Below are 1,875 nucleotides of genomic sequence, written 5' to 3' on the forward strand. Positions count from 1 at the left end.
TTACGGTTTGCTGAAGATAGATCCTACGGAGGTAAAAACCCTTATGGCACAACAACCGGCTCTGTAGATGCTAGGCAAGCTGCCATGCAGGGAGAGCTCACCGGAGGAGCCATAAGTAAAATGCCTGTAGCTTATGGCGTATATTCTTTTGCCTCTGGTTGCGGTTCTTATACAAGTGGTAATTATTCAATGGCTTTTGGTACCAATGCTACGGCTACTGCAGGTGGTGCAATGGCTATTGGTACGGCTGCTCTGGCTTCCGGACGTGCCTCAATTGCTTTTGGTGTTGGTGCTGAGGCTACCGGTGTTTCGAGTGTGGCTTTGGGTTCGGTAGCTTCGTCTAATGGTGTAGGCAGTGTGGCAGCCGGCCTGATGTCTCAGGCCAGTGCAGATGGTACTGTAGCACTGGGGGTACAGGCGGAGGCTAAAAATAATTCAGCTGTAGCTATTGGTAATTCTGCGCAGGCAACAGGTGAACAAAGCATTAGCATCGGTTCGGCTAATCAGGTTAGCGGCAAGAGGTCTGGTGCTATTGGTGGTTCTAATGCAACTACTCAGTATGACAAAGACAATGGTAAGCAGACTACTGCTGCTTCCGGTATGACTATTGTAACAGGTGACGGAAGCTATTCTTTCGGTAATCAGAACGGCACTATTGCTGCTGATAATACTGGTGTATTTGGTAACAGGAATACTATACAAACCGATTCAGAAGGTGTAAATAAAGCTGATAATATCAGAATATTAGGTAACGACAATACTGTTACTGCACAGGCTGGCGGTGCCATGATAGTGGGTAATGCCGCTAATGTAAGTGCTGCCAATGGTCTGGCACTGGGGAATAACACTCGCGTTAGTGGAGCTAATGGTGTTGCTATTGGTGCAGGTGCAATTGCCGAGGGTGAGAATGGTGTAGCCTTGGGCAGTGGATCAGTGGCTTCTGGCAATGTCGTGGCTATTGGCAATGCCAGCGCTGGTATCACCCGACAGATTACCGGACTGGCCGCAGGTACACTGGATACTGATGCTGTAAATGTGGCTCAGTTAAAAAGTCTGGATGCTTCCACATCAACCAGTATTTCTTCGCTGTCTTCTTCCACATCAACCAGTTTATCTGCGCTTGAAGATGATTTCACGAATTTGAGTACTTCTACTTCTTCAAGCATTCTTGAAGCTACAAAGGAACTGAAAAGTATTTCAACTTCTGTTGATGGCCACATTTCCTCTACTGGTGCTACATTAACCGAGTTGCAAACATCTGCTTCTACCAGTATTCTAGAGTTGCGAGATAATGCATTACAGTGGAATAATGAAGTACAGGCTTATGATGCAGCCCATCTTGCATCGGGAGCAAAAACAGCAAAAATTATTAATGTTCAAGATGGTGATATTACTACAAAGGATTCCACTGACGCCGTTAATGGTGGTCAGCTATATACAACCAATTCAAATTTGTCTAGTTTATCTTTGAGCGTTTCCAGCAGTATAAATGAACTATCAGATAAGCTGGTTTCCTCAAATACAACAGACATTATCAGCCTATCTACAATGGCCAGCAGCATTGGTGATACTGTTGGAAAGCTACAAAAGGATGCGCTGCAATGGAAAGATGGCAGCTATAGTGCAGACCACGGTACAGACAAGGCGCAGATAATTACCAATGTGTCTGCTGGCCATGTAACACCAGATTCAACGGATGCCATCAACGGTTCACAGCTGCACAGTCTGTCAACTGTGACACAGACAGGACTGGATACTGCTACTTCAGGCCTGAACAGCCTGTCGCTGTCGACAGCAACAGGTCTGAACAGCCTGAGTTCCAGTATAAATTCCAGCCTGAGCAATGCTACTGAGGGTGTGACAGAATTAAAACAG

1 pseudogene is annotated in these 1,875 nt (G+C 46.0%); it reads left to right on the top strand.

The features are described 5' to 3' along the window. A pseudogene (locus tag BHC51_RS00935) lies at positions 1-1,875 on the top strand (hypothetical protein); the annotation flags it as partial.

This window comes from Snodgrassella alvi (assembly GCF_002777745.1).
Lineage (GTDB): Bacteria > Pseudomonadota > Gammaproteobacteria > Burkholderiales > Neisseriaceae > Snodgrassella > Snodgrassella alvi_D.